Genomic DNA, 17296 nt, shown 5'->3' on the forward strand with positions numbered 1-17296 from the left:
GATGATGGGAGCCCGGGGACACCGAGCGGCTCGACGAGGAGTGCGAGTGGACCTGCGGACCGAGATCGCGCAGTCGTGGCGGCGGGCGGAGCTGTCCGGGCTCTCGCCCGCGTCGGCCGTCGGCGGGCTGGACATCGCCGACGTCGACGGCCGCAGCCGGCTCCTGCGGGCCGCCTCGCCCGTGCTCGACGAACTGGCCCGGCAGCTGGCCGGCACCCGGTTCTGCGTCGTGCTCGCCGACGACGAGTGCCGGATCGTCGCGCGGCGGTTCACCGAGCGGTCGGTCGAGCTGGCGCTCGAGAACGTCAGCGCGGTGCCCGGCTGCCAGTTCCTCGAGGAGCGGACCGGGACGAACTCCCTCGCCACGCCGTTCGAGACGCGGCGCGGGATCTCCGTCGACGGCGACGAGCACTTCCTCGAAGCCATGAAGCAGTTCACCTGCTACGGCCACCCGGTGGTGCACCCCGCGACCCGGCGGCTGGCCGGCGTCCTCGACATCACCGGCCCGGCCGACGACGCGAACCCGCTGCTCGGCCCGTTCCTGCGGCGCGCGGTCGCCGACATCGAACGGCGGCTGCTCGACGGCGCGAAGCTCGCCGAGCAGCAGTTGCTGGCCGCGTTCCAGTCGGTGCAGCACCGGGCGTGCGCGGTGCTGGCGCTCGGCCAGGACGTCGTGCTGGCCAACACCGCGGCGACCGAACTGGTCGACACGGCCGACCACCGGTTGCTGCAGGACCTCGGCCGCACCCAGCGCGGGCTCCGGCGCATCCGGCTGACCTCCGGCACGCCGGTGGAGGTGCGGGTCGAAGCCGTGTCGGCGAGCGCCGGGCTGCTGTTCGAGCTGGCGCCGGTGCGCCCGGCGAGCCCGGTGGTGTCGCGGCCGCACGCCGCGCGCGGGCTCTTCCCGGCCCCGATCGAGGACCGCCTCCACCGCGCCGGCCGCGCCCGGCGGCGCGTGCTGGTCTGCGGCGAGCCCGGCGCGGGCCGCAGCACGGCGGCCCGGGTGGTCGCCGGGGACGAGCCGGTGCACGAGTTCGACGCGTCCGACGTCGTCGCGGGCGAAGCCGGGTGGTGCGCGCGGATCGAGGCCGCGGTGGGTAGCCGTGGGCTGCTGGTGATCGACGGGATCCAGCTGCTGCCCCCGCTCGCGGCCGTCCGCCTGGCCCGCCTGCTGGACGAGTCGGCGGCGTGGTTCGCGTTGCTCAGCGGTCCGGCGTCGGAGCTGCACGGCGAGCAGGCGACGCTGGCGGCGCGCGTGCACCGCCGGATCGAGCTGCCCCCGCTGCGGGAGCGCCGCGAGGAGATCCCGGCGATCGCCCGCGAACTCCTGCGCGGCTTCGGTCCTTCGCTGCGCCTGACGCCGGGAGCGCTGGAACTGCTGGGTTCCCAGCGCTGGCCGGGCAACCTGCGCGAGCTCGAGGGGGTGCTGTCGGCGGCGGCCGACCGCCGGTCGGCGGGCGACCTCACCGCGGCCGACCTCGCCCCTGACTGCACGGAGACGGGCACGGCCTTGAGCGGCTGGGAGCAGGCGGAGTACGACGTCATCGTCCGCACGCTGCGAGCGTGCGACGGCAACAAGGTCCGGGCGGCGAAGCAGCTGGGCATCAGCCGCTCGACGCTCTACAACCGCATGCGCGCGCTGCGGGTCCGCTGACCCCGGGTGTCCGGGATTTGGACACTCCACCCCCTCGCGGTCTCCACACAATCGAAAGGACGAGCACGCCGCACGTGGAGGAGATGGCCGTGAAGACGAAGGCAGCCGTACTGTTCGACGCCGGGAAGCCGTTCGAGATCATGGAGCTCGACCTCGACGGGCCCGGTCCCGGTGAGGTGCTGATCAAGTACACCGCCGCCGGGTTGTGCCACTCGGACCTGCACCTCATCGACAACGATCTCGTGCCGCGGTTCCCGATCATCGGCGGGCACGAGGGCGCCGGGGTGATCGAGGAGGTCGGGCCCGGGGTCACCAAGGTCGCGCCGGGCGACCACGTCGTGTGCAGCTTCATCCCGAACTGCGGCACCTGCCGCTACTGCTCGACCGGCCGGCAGAACCTGTGCGACATGGGCGCCACCATCCTCGACGGCCACATGCCCGACGGTTCCTTCCGCTTCCACGGCGGCGGGCAGGACTTCGGGGCGATGTGCATGCTCGGCACGTTCTCCGAGCGCGCCACCATTTCCCAGCACTCGGTGGTGAAGGTCGACGACTGGCTGCCGCTGGAAACCGCCGTGCTCGTCGGCTGCGGCGTGCCGACCGGCTGGGCCACCGCCAACTACGCCGGCGGCGTGCGGGCCGGGGACACCACCGTCGTCTACGGCATCGGCGGCATCGGCATCAACGCCGTGCAGGGCGCCGCGCACGCCGGCGCGAAGTACATCGTCGCGGTCGACCCGGTGGAGTTCAAGCGGGAGGCGGCGCTGAAGTTCGGCGCCACGCACGCGTTCGCCACCGCCGCCGAAGCCGCCGAGAAGGTCGGCGAACTGACCTGGGGCCAGCTGGCCGACCAGGCGCTGATCACCGTGGGCACGGTCGACGAAGAGGTCGTCAGCGCCGCGTTCGACGTCGTCGGCAAGGGCGGCACCGTCGTCATCACCGGGCTCGCCAACCCGGAGAAGCTGACCGTGCACGTGTCCGGCGCCGTGCTGACGCTGTTCGAAAAGACGGTCAAGGGGACGCTGTTCGGCTCGGCGAACCCGCAGTACGACATCGTCCGGCTGCTGCGGCTCTACGACGCCGGGAAGCTCAAGCTCGACGAGCTGGTCACCCGCAAGTACACCCTGGAGCAGGTCAACGAGGGGTACCAGGACCTGCGTGACGGCAAGAACATCCGCGGTGTGATCGTGCACGCGTAGTGGTGTCCACAGTGGACCTCGACGCGCCGTACCGGGTGAACCCGCGCGTGTCGCCCGAGGCGCTCGACCACCGCTGCGAACACCGGGAGGGCTGCTCGCTCGGCACCCCCGACGTGGTCCGGATCGTCCGGGCACTGGCGATGCACGCCACGGCCCGCGACGCGCTCGACTCGGCCGAGTTCAGCCAGACGACCCGGGCCCGGGTGGTGGCGGCGCTCGAGCACCTCGCCGCCACCGGGGTCATCGTCGCCACCCCGTGAACCACGGTGGCCACCACGGTCCCGGCGTGGTGGCCACCGGCCTCACGGGCGCGGGGCGTTGCGCAGGTTGGCCCGGGCCAGGTCGACCATCTTGCCGACCCCGCCGTTGAGCACCGTCTTCGTCGCGCCGAGGGCGAAGCCGCGCACCATCTCGCCGGTGATCCGCGGCGGGATCGACAGCGCGTTCGGGTCGGTGACGACCTCGACCACGGCCGGGCCGGGGTGGGCGAACGCCTTCTCCAGCGCGCCGCGCACGTCGGCCGGGTCCTCGACCCGCTCGGCGAAGACACCGCACGCGGCCGCGATCGCCGCGAAGTTCACCGGCGCGTGGTCGGTGCCGAAGTCCGGGAGGCCGTCGACGAGCATCTCCAGCTTCACCATGCCGAGCGTGGCGTTGTTGAACACCACGACCTTCACCGGCACGTCGTAGGCCGGCAGCGTCAGCAGGTCGCCCATCAGCATGGCGAGCCCGCCGTCGCCGGAGAGCGACACGACCTGGCGGCCCGGTTGGGAAAGCTGCGCGCCGATCGCGTGCGGCAGCGCGTTCGCCATGCTGCCGTGCCGGAACGAGCCGAGCACCCGGCGGCGGCCGTTCGGGGTCAGGTAGCGCGCGGCCCACACGTTGCCCATGCCGGTGTCGACGGTGAACACGGCGTCGCCGGCGGCGACCTCGTCGAGCACCGAAGCGACGTACTCCGGGTGGATGGGGCGGCGCTGCTCGATCTTCCCGGTGTACGCGCCGACGACCTTCTCCAGCTTCCGCACGTGCTCGCGCAGCATCCGGTCGAGGAACGCGCGATCGGTGCGCGGCCGCAGCAGCGGCAGCAGTGCCGTCAGCGTCGCCTTGACGTCGCCGTGCACGGCGAGGTCCAGCGGCGTGCGGCGGCCGAGGCGCGAAGCGTCGTGGTCGACCTGGATCGTGTGTGCCTGCGGGAGGAACTTGTCGTACGGGAAGTCGGTGCCCAGCAGCACGATCCGGTCGGCCTCGTGCATCGCGTCGTAGCAGGCGCCGTAGCCGAGCAGGCCGCTCATGCCGACGTCGAAGGGGTTGTCGTACTGGATCCACTCCTTGCCGCCGAGCGAGTGCCCGACCGGCGCGGCCAGCTTTTCCGCCAGTGCCATGACCTCGTCGTGCGCGCCGCGGACACCCGCGCCGGCGAACAGCATCACCCGCTCCCCCGAGTTCAGCAGGTCCGCGAGCTCCTGGACGGCCTCCGCCGGCGGCACCGGCGGCGACGGCTCGACCAGCGGCAGCCGCTCGGTGAGCGGGCCGGTGGCCTTGCGGTCGGCGAGGTCGCCCGGGATGGTCAGCACGGCGACGCCGCCCTTGCCGACGGCGGCCTGGGTGGCGATGCGCAGCAGCCGCGGCAGCTGGGCCGGATCCGCCACGACCTCGCTGAAGTGGCTGCACTCGGCGAAGAGCCGGTCCGGGTGGGTCTCCTGGAAGAACCCGGTGCCGATCTGGTTCGAGGGGATGTGCGACGCGATCGCGAGCACCGGCGCGCCCGAGCGGTGGGCGTCGAACAGGCCGTTGATCAGGTGCAGGTTGCCCGGCCCGCAGCTGCCCGCGCACACCGCGAGCTTGCCGGTCACCTGCGCTTCGGCCGCCGCGGCGAAGGCGGCGGTCTCTTCGTGGCGGACGTGCACCCACTCGATGCCGCCGGTGCGGCGCACGGCGTCGACGATCGGGTTCAAGCTGTCGCCGACGATGCCGTAGATGCGCTCGACGCCCGCGTCCCGCAACGTCCTGACCAGTTGTTCTGCCACCGTAGCCATGCCTCCAGCCTGCCCCGGGGCCCTGCCATGCGTCCAATGCCTGATTGGCTGAATTTCCATACACTGGCGGCATGGACCTGCAGACGCTGCGGCTCTTCCGCGAGGTGGCCGGCGGCGCGACCGTCACGGAGACCGCGGCCGGGGCCCACCTCACCCAGCCCGCGCTGTCCCGGGCCCTGCGGCGGCTGGAGCACGAGGCCGGCGCCGAGCTGTTCCGCCGGTCCGGGCGGCTGCTGCGGCTCACCCCGGCCGGGCACGCCTTCAAGCGGCACGTCGACGTCGTGCTCGACCAGCTCGACCAGGGCCTGCGCGAAGTCCGCGAGATCGTCTCGCCGGGCACCGGGGTCGTCCCGCTGGCGTTCCTGCACACGTTCGGCACGTGGCTCGTCCCCGCCGTGCTGAGCGGCTTCCTGCGCGAGCACCCGGGCACCCGCTTCGAACTGCGGCAGCACGGCGAAGCCGGGCTCGAGGCGGAACTGCTCGAGGGGACCGCGGACCTCGTCCTCACCAGCGGCGACCCCGGCCACCCCCAGCTGCACTGGGAACGCCTGCTCGTCGAGCCGCTGCGGCTGGCCGTGCCGCCGCGCCACCGGCTCGCCGGGCGCCGCCGCGTCCGCCTCGCCGACGTCGCGGACGAGACGTTCATCCTCCTGCGGCCCGGTTACGCGCTGCGCGAAACGACCGAACGGCTGTGCGCGGAGGCCGGGTTCGCTCCGCGCATCGGGTTCGAGGGCGACGAAGTCGAGACGCTGCGCGGGCTCGTCACCGCCGGGCTCGGCGTGTCCGTGCTGCCGCTGCCGCACACGGCGGCCTTCCCGGCGCCGCACCTGGAACTGACCGATGTGGACGCTGCCCGCGACATCGGGCTCGCACGGGTCGCCGGGCGAAACCTCCCGCCGCCCAGCGAAACCTTCCGGCAGTACGTCCTCGCCGCCGGCCTCGACCGTCCACAAGGGACGATGTGAGAATCGCCGTACGACCACGCGATGTGACCGCTGGTGTGACAGGGTGGAGGCATGGCCGCGCTGAGATCCTCCCTGACGTCCTGGACCTCCGTCACCCCGGTGCTCGGCTTGGTCGTGCTGGCGCTGGCCTGGGGCCGCGACCTCGGCCCCGTCTTCGTGGCGCTCGTCGCGATCGCGCTGGGGGCGACCGTGCTGGCCGCGGTGCACCACGCGGAGGTCGTCGCGCACCGCGTCGGCGAACCGTTCGGCTCCCTCGTGCTCGCGGTCGCGGTCACCGTCATCGAAGTCGCCTTGATCGTCACGATGATGGTCTCGGGCGGCCCGGAAGCCGGCTCACTGGCGCGCGACACCGTGTTCGCCGCGGTGATGATCACGACCAACGGCATCGTCGGCATCTCGCTGCTGGTCGGAGCCCGCCGCTACGGCGTCACCCTCTTCAACTCCGAAGGCAGCGGCGCCGCGCTGGCCACGGTCGCGACGCTGGCCACGCTCAGCCTGGTGCTGCCGACGTTCACCTCCAGCACCCCCGGCCCGGCGTTCTCCTCCGCGCAGCTGACCTTCGCCGCGGTGGCGTCCCTGGCGCTGTACGGCACTTTCGTGCTGACGCAGACCGTGCGCCACCGCGACTTCTTCCTCCCGGTGGCCGCCGACGGCGAGGTCAAGGAAGACGACCACGCCGACCCGCCGACGAACCGGGCGGCGCTGGGCAGCCTCGCGCTCCTGCTGGTGGCCCTGGTCGCGGTGGTCGGCCTGGCAAAGGTGGAATCCCCGGCGATCGAAGCCGGCGTCAGCGCGGCCGGCTTCCCCCAGTCGTTCGTCGGCGTGGTGATCGCGCTGCTGGTGCTCCTGCCGGAGACCCTCGCGGCGACGCGCGCGGCCCAGCGCGACCGGATGCAGATCAGCCTCAACCTCGCCTACGGCTCGGCGATCGCGAGCATCGGCCTGACCATCCCGGCGATCGCGCTGGCGTCGGTGTGGCTGCCGGGCGAGCTGCTGCTCGGCCTCGGCTCGACGCAGATCGTGCTCCTGGCCCTGACGGTGGTGGTCAGCGTCCTGACGGTCGTCCCCGGCCGCGCGACCCGCCTCCAGGGCGGCGTGCACCTGGTCCTCCTGGCGGGCTTCCTGGTGCTGGCCGTCAACCCGTGACGCGGATCGTCTCCCTGCTGCCCGCCGCGACGGACCTCGTCGCGGTGCTCGGGCGGCTGTCCGACGTCGTCGGCCGGACGCACGAGTGCGATTGGCCGCCGGGGCGGGTCGAGGGCATCCCCGTCGTCACCCGCGCGGAGTTCGACCCGGACGCCTTGTCGAGCCGCGAGATCTCCGCGGCCACCCACCGCGGCTCGGGCCTGTACACCCTCGACGGCGAACTGCTCGCCGCCCTCGCCCCGGACGTGGTGCTCACCCAGGACCTGTGCGAGGTCTGCGCGGTCTCCTACCGCCAGGTGTCCGAGGCCGTCCGGACCCTCGACACCGGCCCGCTGGTGGTGAGCTTGGAACCGGCGACGCTCGACGGAGTCCTCGACTGCCTCCGCCGGGTCGGCGAGGTGCTCGGGGTGCCGGACCGGGCCGACGCGGAGATCGCGGCGTTGCGCACCCGCTTGGGCGCGCTTCCGGCACCGGGCCGCCGGCCGCGGGTGGTGGCGCTGGAGTGGCTCGACCCGATCTGGCCCGCGGGGCATTGGGTTCCCGAACAGATCGCGCTGGCCGGCGGCGAACCGCTGCTCGCCGCGGCGGGCGAGCACACCCGGCCGGTCCCGTGGGACGCGGTGGTCGAAGCGCGACCGGACGTGCTGCTGCTGGTGCCGTGCGGCTTCGCACCGGAGCGGACGCTCGCCGAGGCCCCGGAACTGGCGGCCCGGCCCGGCTGGGCGGACCTCCCGGCGGTGCGCACCGGCCAGGTGTGGGTCCTGGACGGCCCGGCGTACTTCAACCGCCCGGGCCCCCGCGTGGTCGACGGCGCGGAACTCCTCGCGGCGGTGTTCCGCGGCGAGGAAACCCCGCAAGCCCGGCGGGTCAGCTCGTCCTGACCTCGATGCCCACCACGCAGGTGTCGTCGTCGGTGTCGGCCGTGCTGTAGGTCAGCAGCGTGTCCAGCTGGTGCTCCAGGCCGCCGTCGTGGCGCTCGACCAGGGTCACCAGCCTCGACACCGTCTCCTGCACCGGGCGGTCGCGGCGCTCGATCAGGCCGTCGGTGTAGATCAGCAGGATGTCGCCGTCGGCGAGGCGGATCTCCTCCTCCTGGTAGGTCACGTCGCGGACCGCGCCGAGCAGGGAGCCGCGGATCAGGGGCAGCGTCGTCACGCCGCCGCCGCGGTGGCGGACGATCGGGGGCAGGTGCCCGGCCCGCGCCCAGCGCAGGGTCTTGGTCGCCGGGTCGTAGACGGCCGCGACCGCGGTCGCCGTGACGTGGTCGGTGAGGTGGTAGGCCACCAGGTTCAGCCACGTCAGCAGCTGCGCCGGGCCGGCGCCGGTCGCCGCGAGGCCGCGCAGGGCGTTGCGGAGGCTGACCATGCCGGTCGCCGCGTCGATGCCGTGGCCGGCGACGTCGCCGACGCACAGCAGCACCTCACCCGTCGGCAGCGCGACGGCGTCGTACCAGTCGCCGCCGACCAGGTGCTCCTTCTCCGCCGGCCGGTAGCGGACGGCGGCGCGCAGGCCCGGCATGTCGATCGGGCCGGTGGCCGGCGGCATGATCGCGTGCTGCAGCTGCAGCGCCAGCCGGTTGCGCTCGATCGCCTGCTGCTCGGTCTCGGCCAGCTTGTCGCGCGTCGCCGCCAGCGCCACCTCGGTCCAGTGCTGCGCCGAGACGTCCTGGTAGGCGCCGCGGACCGCGAGCAGTTCGCCGCGGGCGTCGGCCACCGGCTCGGCGACCACCCGGATGTGCCGGGCGACGCCGTCGGAGCGCTGCAGCCGGAACGCCGTCGACGACGGGCGCTGGTGGTGCAGCACCGCGCGCAGGAACCGGCCGATCGACGGCGCGTCGTCGGGGTGGGCGTTGGTGGCCAGGTCGTGCAGCGAGAGCGGGGTGGCGTTCGGCGGCAGGCCGTACAGCGCGAACAGCTCGGTGTTCCAGGTGATCGCCCCGGTGACGACGTTCTCCTCGAACCCGCCGATCCGGCCGAGCCGCTGGGCGTGCTGCAGCAGCACGGCGAGCTTCGCCGCGTCGTCCTGGATGCGCAGGATCAGCAGCACGTTGCCGGCGAACCGGGTCACGCTGACGTCGGTCAGCACCGTCAGCGGCACCTGGTCGACGACGGTGGTGACCGGCATGCTGTCCGCGCGGAACGGCTCGCCGGTCGCGTAGACCCGGCGGATCTTGTCGAGCAGGCCGCTCTCCTCGGCCGCCAGCGGGTACGTCTCCAGCAGGCGGGTGCCGACGATCCGGCTGCGGGGCCGCCCGCCGGGATCGGCGAAGCGGACGTTGGCGTGGTGGATGCGGAAGTCGGTGAGCCGGCCGCCGTCGACGCACGGCGACAGCAGCACGGCCGGGTCGTGCAGGCCGTCGACGAAGTCCACCAGCTCGCCGAGGAAGTCCCCGGCCCCCGCCGACACCGGGGCGACCACGCCGTCCCACGTGTCGAGCGTGTGCGCGCACAGTTCGGCCAGTGCCTCCAGCTGCCGCAGCTGCCGTCCCGGCTCGGCGGGCAGCGGGTCCGGCCAGCACATCTCGACGACGCCGATGATCCGGCCGCCGGTGCCGGTGGGCACCGCGACCCGGCCGCCGCCGGCCAGGGTGTGCTGCCCGAGCGAGGGCAGCCCGGCGCCCGACAGCGTCGGGTACCAGACGGTGTCGCGGTCGAGCAGCGCGCTGCGGGCGGGCGTCGCCACGCCGGGCGGGACGTACCGCCAGCGCGCGGCTTCCTCGGCCGAGAACCCGGCCGACCCGGCCAGCGTCAGCGACCCGTCCGGCCCGGCGAGCCACACCGCGACGGCGGTCGCGCCGAGCGGGCGCAGCGCGTGCTCCAAAATGGACTCCGCGACGCGCTGGGTGTCCCCCGCCGCGAGCACGCCGCTTTCCGCGGTGCGCAGCCGCACCGCGACGGAGTCTTCCCCGTCGGCGCGGGCCAGGAACTCTTGCGCCACTTCGGTGATGCGGTCCTCGGCCGCTTCGCCGACGACGTCCGCGGCGAACTCCAGCGGCGTCAGCCCGGCCCGCCCGGCGAGGCTTTCCAGCTGCCGGGCGGCGTCGGCGGGCGTGCAGTGCAGCCGTTCCATCAGCACGCCCTTGGCGAGCTCGATCAGCGCGCGGCCGTCGGCGACGGCGTGCGCGTGGTCGACCTCGCCGCGCAGCCGGGTGACGGTGTCGGCGAGCCGCGCCAGGTTGGCGGACAGCTCGGCGGGCGGCGCGAGCACCGGGAGGGTCTCCTCTTCGGCGGTCACCCGATCACGCCGTCACGTGCCGCTTGATGCGGGCGATCAGGTCGTCCGCGTCGACCGGCTTGGTCACGTAGTCGGTCGCGCCGGAGGCGAGGCTCTTCTCGCGGTCGCCCGGCATCGCCTTGGCCGTCACCGCCACGATCGGGATGCCGGCGTGCTCGGGCATCGCGCGGATCTTCGCGGTCGCGGTGTAGCCGTCCATCTCCGGCATCATGACGTCCATCAGGATCAGGTCGATGCCGGGGTGCGAGGCGACCGTTTCGACGCCCTTGCGGCCGTCTTCGGCGTGCAGCACCTGCATCCCGTGCAGTTCCAGGATCCCGGTCAGCGCGTAGACGTTGCGCGGGTCGTCGTCGACGATCAGCACCGTGCGCCCGGACAGCGTGGTGTCGACGTCGGCCGCCCGCACCGGCGCCGCCGGCTCGTCCGGGCGGACCAGCGGCAGCACCGCGCCGGGTTCTTCGGCCGACAGGTGCAGCGCGATCCGCTCGCGCAGCTCGTCCAGCCCGGAGAGCACTTCCAGCGACTGCACGTCCGCGCGGGACTGCACCAGCTGCTCGAGCTCGGAGTCGAGGCGGCGGCTGTTGTGCGCGAGCACCGGCACCAGCCGCAGCGCGCTGTCGCCCTGCATCGCGTCGAGGAACGTGAACGCGGCCCGGTCCGGCAGGTCCAGGTCCAGCACCACGCAGTGGTAGGCGTCGGTGGCGAGCGCGGCCGCCGCCTCCTGCGTGCCGACCGCCGTCACGACCTCGACGTCGGCGGGCGAAAGACCCCTGTCCCGGCTGTCGGAGAGGTCCGCGGCCGCGCTTTCGGCGACCAGCGTCAGCAGCCCGTGCTGGCGCTCCTCCACGACCAGCAGCCGCCGGTACGCGCGCGGCGCCACCGCGGCGAGCGCGGCACCCCGGTCACCCGAGACGACGACGGCGCTGGTGTGCTCCCCCGCGGGCAGCATCGAGAAGTCCGGGCGCGCGACCGGCAGCGAGAAGGTGAACGTGCTGCCCTCGCCCAGCGTGCTCTCGGCGGTGATGAACCCGCCGAGCAGCTGGGCGATCTCGCGGCTGATGGACAGGCCGAGCCCGGTGCCGCCGTACTTGCGGCTGGTGGTGCCGTCGGCCTGCTGGAACGCGCCGAAGATCGACTCCAGCTGGTGCTCGGCGATGCCGATGCCGGTGTCGGTGACCCGGAAGGCGACGGCCGGGCCGTGCGCGCGCAACGGCCGCGGCAGCCGCTCGGGGCCGACCGCTTCGATGTGCAGCTCGATCCCGCCGACCTCGGTGAACTTGACCGCGTTGGACAGCAGGTTGCGCAGCACCTGCCGCAGGCGCGAGTCGTCGGTGAGCAGTTCGGCGGGCGAGCCGGGGGCGACCGTGATCCGGAAGTCGAGGTTGCGCTGGGAGGTCATCGGCCGGAACGTCGCTTCGACGTAGTCCAGCAGGCCGCGCAGCGACACCTGTTCCGGCGTGACGTCCATCTTCCCGGCCTCGACCTTCGACAGGTCGAGGATGTCGTTGATCAGCTGCAGCAGGTCCGACCCCGCGGAGTGGATGATCCCGGCGTACTCGACCTGCTTGGCGGTGAGGTTGCGGGTCGGGTTCTGGGCGAGCAGCTGGGCCAGGATGAGCAGGCTGTTGAGCGGGGTGCGCAGCTCGTGGCTCATGTTGGCCAGGAACTCCGACTTGTACTTCGACGCCAGCGTCAGCTGCTGGGCGCGGGCCTCCAGCTCCTGGCGGGCCTGCTCGATCTCCAGGTTCTTCGTCTCGATGTCGCGGTTCTGCGTGACCAGCAGCGCCGCCTTCTCCTCCAGTTCGGCGTTGGACGACTGGAGTTCCTCCTGCCGCGCCTGGAGTTCTTCCGAGCGGGCCTGCAGCTCGGCGGTCAGCCGCTGCGACTCGCCGAGCAGCTCGTCGGTGCGGGCGTTGGCCACGATGCTGTTGACGTTGACGCCGATCTGCTCCATCAGCAGTTCGAGGAACGCACGGTGCACCGGGGTGAAGCCGTGCACCGACGCCAGTTCGAGCACGCCGAGCACCTGGTCCTCGACCACGATCGGCAGCACGATCAGGCCGGCCGGCGCGGTGCTGCCGAGCCCGGACGAGATGGTGGCGTAGCCGGGCGGCACGTCGTCGACGACGATCGGGCGGCGGCTGCGCGCGGCCTGCCCCACCAGCGACTGGCCGACCCGGAACCGGATCGCCGGGCCGTCGCCGTCGTCCGGGTGGCCGTAGGCGCCGACCAGCCGCAGCTCGGGCACCTCGGCGGTGTCGTCGGCCAGGTAGAACGCGCCGAACTGGGCGTTGACCAGCGGGACCAGCTCGTCCATCACCGCGGCCGCGACGACGGCGAGGTCGCGCCGGCCCTGCATGAGCCCGGTGATGGTGGCCAGGTTGGACTTCAGCCAGTCCTGCTCCTGGTTCGCCCGCGTCGTCTCGCGCAGCGACTCCACCATCGAGTTGATGTTGTCCTTCAGCTCGGCGACCTCGCCGGAGGCGTCGACGGTGATCGAGCGGGTCAGGTCGCCCTCGGCGACCGCGCTGGTGACCTCGGCGATCGCGCGGACCTGCCGGGTGAGGTTCCCGGCCAGCTCGTTGACGTTCTCGGTGAGCCGCTTCCAGGTGCCCGACACGCCCTCGACCTCGGCCTGGCCGCCGAGGCGCCCTTCGCTGCCGACCTCGCGGGCCACGCGGGTGACCTCCGCGGCGAACGCCGAGAGCTGGTCGACCATCGTGTTGATCGTCGTCTTGAGTTCCAGGATCTCGCCGCGAGCGTCGACGTCGATCTTGCGGGTCAGGTCGCCCTGCGCGACGGCGGTGGTCACCTGGGCGATGTTGCGGACCTGCCCGGTGAGGTTGTTCGCCATCGAGTTGACGTTGTCGGTGAGGTCCTTCCAGGTGCCGGCCACGTTCGGCACGCGCGCCTGGCCGCCGAGCATGCCTTCGGTGCCGACCTCGCGGGCGACGCGGGTGACCTCGTCCGCGAACGCCGAGAGCGTGTCGACCATCGTGTTGATGACGTCGGCCAGCGCCGCGACCTCGCCCTTGGCCTCGACGGTGATCTTGCCGGACAGGTCGCCGCGCGCGACCGCCGTCGCGACCTGGGCGATCGAGCGCACCTGGCCGGTCAGGTTGGACGCCATCACGTTGACGTTGTCGGTGAGGTTCTTCCACGTCCCGGACACGCCGCGGACGGTCGCCTGCCCGCCCAGGTTGCCCTCGGTGCCGACCTCGCGCGCCACCCGGGTGACCTCGTCCGCGAACGCGGAGAGCTGGTCGACCATCGTGTTGATGGTCTCCTTCAGCTCGAGGATCTCGCCGCGGGCGTCGACGCGGATCTTCTGCGACAGGTCACCGCGCGCGACGGCGGTGGTGACCTGGGCGATCGAGCGGACCTGCGCGGTGAGGTTGTCGGCCATGACGTTGACCGACTCGGTGAGGTCCTTCCAGGTGCCGGAGACGCCCTTGACGTCGGCCTGGCCACCCAGCCGGCCCTCGGTGCCCACCTCGCGGGCCACGCGCGTGACCTCGTCCGCGAACGCGGACAGCTGATCGACCATCGTGTTCAGCGTGTCCTTGAGCTCCAGGACTTCGCCGCGGGCGGTCACGTTGATCTTCTGGGACAGGTCGCCCTTCGCCACGGCGGTGGCGACCTGGGCGATGTTGCGGACCTGGTCGGTCAGGTTGCCCGCCATGAAGTTCACCGAGTCGGTGAGGTCGCGCCAAGTGCCCGAGACGCCCTTGACGTCGGCCTGACCACCCAGCCGACCCTCGGTACCCACCTCGCGGGCCACGCGCGTGACCTCGTCCGCGAAGGAGGACAGCTGGTCGACCATCGTGTTGATCGTGCTCTTGAGCTCGAGGATCTCGCCGCGGGCGTCGACCGTGATCTTCTGCGAGAGGTCGCCCTTCGCGACCGCGGTCGTCACCTGGGCGACGTTGCGGACCTGGTCGGTCAGGTTCCCGGCCATGAAGTTCACCGAGTCGGTGAGGTCGCGCCAGACCCCGCCGACGCCGGGAACCTGGGCCTGGCCGCCGAGCCTGCCTTCGCTGCCGACCTCGCGCGCCACCCGGGTGACCTCGTCCGCGAACGACGACAGCTGGTCCACCATCGTGTTGACGGTGTCCTTCAGCTCGAGGATCTCGCCGCGGGCGTCGACGTCGATCTTCTGCGACAGGTCGCCCTTCGCCACCGCGGTCGCCACCTGCGCGATGTCACGCACCTGGGTGGTGAGGTTGCCGGCCATGGCGTTCACCGAGTCGGTGAGGTCCTTCCAGGTGCCGGACACGCCGGGGACCTTCGCCTGCCCGCCGAGCTGGCCCTCGCTGCCGACCTCGCGGGCGACGCGGGTGACCTCCGAAGTGAACAGCGACAGCTGGTCGGCCATGCCGTTGAAGACCGTGGCGATCTCGCCGAGCAGGCCGTCGGCGCCACCGGGCAGCCGGATGCCGAAGTCGCCGTCGCGCACCGCGGTCAGGCCGGCCAGCAGCCGGCGCAGCTCCTGCTCCCCCGCCTCGCCGACACCTGCGACTGCGCCTTTGGCACCCGGGCGCGTCCCTTCGGCCATTGCCCCACCCATCCGCCACCCGTTTCTCCGGTTTTCGGCGCCCCGGCGCCGTCCCGGTGTGCGCACCGGGTGGCTCAGCATAGTGCAGCCGCACTATGCTGAGAGGCAACGGTTGAGCATCCAGCCGCGCCCGTGCCCGCGCGCGCTCCCTGGCGGTCCTCGAGAGCCTTTCCTTTTCCCACAGGCCATCCGGTCGCGTTGACCCATTCGGCTGAACACGCTCCCAGACAGCGGTACCCCGCACCCGGCGGCGGCACCGCCCACAGCCGTGCCCGCCCAGTTGTGTCCACAATGGACGTTCCATTGTGGAGGGCCGCGGGGCGCGCGGCACCCCGCCGGTTCCCCGGCGCCCCAGTGGGTACCCCTCCGCCATGGATGCCGAGAACCTGATCGTCGTCGGAAGCGGGCCGGCCGGCGTGTCGGCGGCCCGCGCCTACCGGGAAGCGGGCGGCGCCGGGCCGGTCCGCCTGCTCACCGCGGACCCCGACCCGCCCTACGAGCGCCCGCCGCTGTCGAAGGAATTCCTGCGCGGCGAGGCCGAGCTGTCCCCGCTGGACTCCCTCGACGGGCACGACGTCACCGTGACACTGGACGACCCGGTCACCGAACTGGGTGAGGGCCTGGTCCGCACCGCGGGCGGCGCCGAGCACCGCTTCACCACCTGCGTGCTCGCCACCGGCGCGGAGCCCGTCCGGCCCGGGATTCCCGGCGCCGGGCACCCCGACGTCCGGACCCTCCGCTCGGCCGCCGACTCCCGCGAACTGCGTGCGGCGGCGGCCGGGGTGCGCAGCGCGATCGTGGTGGGCGCCGGGTTCATCGGCTGCGAAGCCGCGATCTCCCTGTCCCGCCTGGGACTGCAGGTGACCGTCGTCTGCACCGGCGACGTCCCGCAGGAGCGGCGGCTCGGCCACGAAGCCGGCGGATTCCTGCTGCGCTGGCTCAAGTCCGAGGGCGTGAGCGTGCTTCGAGGGACGAAGCTGCTGTCGGTCGAGGGCGGCCACCGCGTCCGCACCGACCTGGTGCCGGTCCTCGACGCGGGGCTCGTCGTGCTCGCCACCGGCGTCCGGCCCCGGATCGAGCTCGCCGAAGCGGCCGGGCTCGCCGTCGAACAAGGCCGGATCCGCACCGACGAGCACCTGCGCACCAGCCGCGCCGACGTGCTCGCCGCGGGTGACGTCGCACTGGCGCACAACCCGGCCGCGGGACGCGCGCTGGCCGTCGAGCACTGGGGCGAAGGCCTCGCGATGGGTGAAGTCGCCGGGCGGACCGCGGCCGGCGAAGACGCCACCTGGGACGAGGTTCCCGGCTTCTGGTCGGTGCTCGGCGACCGCGTCCTGAAGTACGCCGCGTGGGGCGACGGCTTCGACCACGCCCGCCCGTTCCCGCGCGACGACGGCGGGTTCACGGTCTGGTACGAACGCGACGGCCGGGTGGCCGGCGTCCTCACCCACGAGGCCGACGACGACTACGAGCGGGGCCGGGAGCTGATCCGCCGCGGGGCCGCGGTCACAGCCAGTCCCGCTTCCTGAAGAGCACGTACAGCCCGACCGAGAGCACCAGCATCACGGTGGTCGAGACCCAGAACCCGCCCACCGTACCGTTCCCCGGGTAGAGGACGTTCTGCCCGTAGAACCCGGTCACCGCGGTGGGCACCGCGATCACCGCGGCCCACCCGGTGACCTTCTTCATGATCAGGTTCAGCCGGTCGCTCTGCAGGTTCAGCTGGGTTTCGCGGATCGTCGTGAGGCGTTCGCGCAGCGCTTCGGTGTGGTCGGCGGCCTGGCGCGCGTGGTCGCGGACGTCCTCGAAGTACGGGCGGGTGGTGTCGTCGGCCAGCCGCAGGTCCGGCCGCATCAGCGACGCGACGACGTCGGGCACGGGCACCACCACCCGGCGCAGCGCGGACAGGTTCTTGCGCAGCCGGAACGAGCTCCGCTGCAGCTCACCGGTGTCGGGACGGTCGTCGAACACCAGGTCCTCCAGGTCCTCGACGTCGTCGTCGAGCGCTTGGACGGCGTCGAAGTGGCCGTCGACGACGTCGTCGAGGAGGCCGTGCAGCAGGAACGGCACCCCGGCCTTCGCGAGGTCCGGCGCCTGGTCCCAGCGGCGCGTGACGCCCTCGATGTCGAAGCCGTCGTCCTTGCGGACGGTCACCAGCGCGCGGGGCGTGATGAACACGGCGAGCTCGGCGGTCGTCGTCGGTTCGTCCGCGGAGCCGGGCCGGACGGCGTAGGCGGTGAGGAACGCGTGGCCGTCGTAGCGGTCGAGCTTCGGCCGCTGGTGCTCTTGGAGGGCGTCTTCGACCGCGAGCCGGTGCAGGCCCAGTTCCCCGGCGAGCTCGCCCAGGTCCGCTTCGGACGGTTCACACAGGTCGACCCACACGACGGTGTCCGGTTCGGCCAGGAAGTCGGAAACGGCCGAGACGGGGAAGTCTTCCTTGCGGAGCTCGCCGTCGTGGTAGGCCCGGGTTCGCGTCATCCCCCCGGGTGCCCGCCCGGGAACGCGTT

11 protein-coding genes are annotated in these 17296 nt (G+C 72.8%); 7 read left to right on the forward strand and 4 right to left on the reverse strand.

What is annotated here, in order from left to right; translation table 11 throughout:
• Nucleotides 1-46 precede the first annotated feature (46 nt).
• From SD460_RS25955 to SD460_RS25965, 3 genes are all read left to right on the forward strand, one after another.
• Nucleotides 47-1654 (forward strand): sigma-54-dependent Fis family transcriptional regulator, encoded by a 1608-nt coding sequence (locus SD460_RS25955; RefSeq protein WP_318306850.1) that lies wholly within the window; start codon nt 47-49, stop codon nt 1652-1654.
• 89 nt (nt 1655-1743) lie between these two features.
• Nucleotides 1744-2853 carry an NDMA-dependent alcohol dehydrogenase gene (locus tag SD460_RS25960; RefSeq protein ID WP_290060074.1) on the forward strand — a complete coding sequence of 370 codons (1110 nt, stop codon included), beginning with the start codon at nt 1744-1746 and terminating at the stop codon, nt 2851-2853.
• 11 nt (nt 2854-2864) lie between these two features.
• Nucleotides 2865-3113, forward strand: coding sequence for a hypothetical protein (locus tag SD460_RS25965; RefSeq protein ID WP_318306851.1), 249 nt, complete (start codon nt 2865-2867; stop codon nt 3111-3113).
• Nucleotides 3114-3155: 42 nt separating this feature from the next.
• On the opposite strand, the gene SD460_RS25970 is transcribed toward SD460_RS25965, so the two are convergent.
• A complete protein-coding gene (locus tag SD460_RS25970; protein WP_290060076.1) occupies nt 3156-4889 on the reverse strand; it encodes a pyruvate dehydrogenase in 1734 nt (577 codons plus the stop codon).
• Nucleotides 4890-4960: 71 nt separating this feature from the next.
• Between SD460_RS25970 and SD460_RS25975 the strand changes: the two genes are divergently transcribed.
• The 3 genes from SD460_RS25975 to SD460_RS25985 are packed head-to-tail and all read left to right on the forward strand — an operon-like array spanning nt 4961 to nt 7881.
• Nucleotides 4961-5854 (forward strand): LysR family transcriptional regulator, encoded by an 894-nt coding sequence (locus SD460_RS25975; RefSeq protein ID WP_290060077.1) that lies wholly within the window; start codon nt 4961-4963, stop codon nt 5852-5854.
• A 51-nt stretch (nt 5855-5905) separates the two neighbouring features.
• On the forward strand, nt 5906-7000 hold the full coding sequence (locus SD460_RS25980) for a calcium:cation antiporter (protein ID WP_290060078.1): 1095 nt from the start codon (nt 5906-5908) through the stop codon (nt 6998-7000).
• The gene (locus SD460_RS25985; RefSeq protein WP_290060079.1) at nt 6997-7881 is read left to right on the forward strand and encodes a cobalamin-binding protein; all 885 of its coding nucleotides are present in this window, start codon (nt 6997-6999) and stop codon (nt 7879-7881) included. Before SD460_RS25980 ends, SD460_RS25985 begins: the two co-directional genes overlap by 4 nt.
• On the opposite strand, the gene SD460_RS25990 is transcribed toward SD460_RS25985, so the two are convergent.
• On the reverse strand, nt 7868-10234 hold the full coding sequence (locus tag SD460_RS25990) for a SpoIIE family protein phosphatase (RefSeq protein ID WP_290060080.1): 2367 nt from the start codon (nt 10232-10234) through the stop codon (nt 7868-7870). The genes SD460_RS25985 and SD460_RS25990 overlap by 14 nt on opposite strands.
• Nucleotides 10235-10238: 4 nt before the next feature.
• Complete coding sequence (locus SD460_RS25995; protein WP_318306852.1) at nt 10239-14789, reverse strand: hybrid sensor histidine kinase/response regulator; 4551 nt, start codon at nt 14787-14789, stop codon at nt 10239-10241.
• A 371-nt stretch (nt 14790-15160) separates the two neighbouring features.
• Between SD460_RS25995 and SD460_RS26000 the strand changes: the two genes are divergently transcribed.
• A complete protein-coding gene (locus SD460_RS26000) occupies nt 15161-16318 on the forward strand; it encodes an NAD(P)/FAD-dependent oxidoreductase (protein WP_290060083.1) in 1158 nt (385 codons plus the stop codon).
• Here SD460_RS26000 and SD460_RS26005 read toward each other — a convergent pair.
• A complete protein-coding gene (locus tag SD460_RS26005) occupies nt 16296-17267 on the reverse strand; it encodes a magnesium transporter CorA family protein (protein WP_290060084.1) in 972 nt (323 codons plus the stop codon). The two genes, SD460_RS26000 and SD460_RS26005, sit on opposite strands and share 23 nt — an antisense overlap.
• Nucleotides 17268-17296: the final 29 nt, after the last annotated feature.

Source organism: Amycolatopsis solani, assembly GCF_033441515.1.
Taxonomy (GTDB): Bacteria; Actinomycetota; Actinomycetes; order Mycobacteriales; family Pseudonocardiaceae; genus Amycolatopsis; species Amycolatopsis solani.

Excerpts from the sequence above, each read along its gene's own strand:
- SD460_RS25995 (WP_318306852.1), bottom strand. The coding sequence starts at position 14,789 with ATGGCCGAAGGGACGCGCCCGGGTGCCAAAGGCGCAGTCGCAGGTGTC.
- SD460_RS26005 (WP_290060084.1), bottom strand. The coding sequence starts at position 17,267 with ATGACGCGAACCCGGGCCTACCACGACGGCGAGCTCCGCAAGGAAGAC.
- SD460_RS25970 (WP_290060076.1), bottom strand. The coding sequence starts at position 4,889 with ATGGCTACGGTGGCAGAACAACTGGTCAGGACGTTGCGGGACGCGGGC.
- SD460_RS25980 (WP_290060078.1), top strand. The coding sequence starts at position 5,906 with ATGGCCGCGCTGAGATCCTCCCTGACGTCCTGGACCTCCGTCACCCCG.
- SD460_RS25975 (WP_290060077.1), top strand. The coding sequence starts at position 4,961 with ATGGACCTGCAGACGCTGCGGCTCTTCCGCGAGGTGGCCGGCGGCGCG.
- SD460_RS26000 (WP_290060083.1), top strand. The coding sequence starts at position 15,161 with ATGGATGCCGAGAACCTGATCGTCGTCGGAAGCGGGCCGGCCGGCGTG.